The 919-nt window shown below is 42.3% G+C and carries 1 protein-coding gene; it reads right to left on the reverse strand.

Annotation, left to right across the window (positions count from 1 at the left end):
* Window positions 1–111: 111 nt before the first annotated feature.
* On the reverse strand, window positions 112–612 hold the full coding sequence (locus IEY09_RS20095) for a GAF domain-containing protein (protein WP_308423915.1): 501 nt from the start codon (window positions 610–612) through the stop codon (window positions 112–114).
* Window positions 613–919 lie beyond the last annotated feature (307 nt).

Consider the following 919-nt stretch of genomic DNA (forward strand, 5'->3'; position numbering starts at 1 on the left):
CTTACGCGATGATTAGGGCTTTGAACAAACTTACTGGGCTAGGCATGCCTGTAACTTACCGTGTAGTTTGATATTTAGACGATTATGAGGGGCTTTGTTCGCTGAATCGATTTAGGAAACAAAGCCCTGCACAGCCATAATTTCGCGCTCCACCATATTCGCAAGATTAGCTAACATAGCGATGTCCTCATCGCTAAACTCCCGAGGGATTAGATCAATTATACAAAGCGTACCTAATCCTTGTCCGCTCAACGTTCGCAGGGGATAACCTGCATAAAAGCGAATATGGGGTTCATTAATTACCAAGGGATTATCTGAAAATCTCTTATCCTGAGTGGCATCATTTATGACTAGCGCACCATTGTTAAGGATGGCATGACCGCAGAATGAAATCGTCCGCTCTGTCTCTAAAACATCCAATCCCATACATGACTTAAACCATTGCCTGTTTTCATCAACCAATGAAACCAAAGCGATAGGAACTCCAAATAAGCGTTTCGCCATGCGCGTTACGCGATCAAACCGCTCTTCCGGAGAAGTATCAAGAATTGCTAAAGCCCGAAGCTGATTTAAACGAACTTGTTCATCATCAGGTATTTTAGGAACTTCCACATTGCGCTCCAATGGATATCCGACATGCTTCCCCACCTGCACAGTTAGCAACTATCTAGGAAGATTTATCTGATCAAATACTTTTGGATACTTAACTACATTAAAGAACAATTCAAGCCCTTTTGCTACATAAAGTATGTATATAAATAAGCATTAAATTAACTTCATTTCATTCGAAACGCTAAATAGCTGATCCGAATACTGCTACATTTTCGCCGTGCCATGCCCACTGCCAGGAAATGGGGAAACGGTTCCCATAAAATGCCATACCATGCCAAGCAGTTCCCGTATGTTCCTGCAAGCGTGA

The organism is Shewanella xiamenensis (assembly GCF_014647135.1).
In the GTDB taxonomy this organism is placed as follows: domain Bacteria; phylum Pseudomonadota; class Gammaproteobacteria; order Enterobacterales; family Shewanellaceae; genus Shewanella; species Shewanella xiamenensis.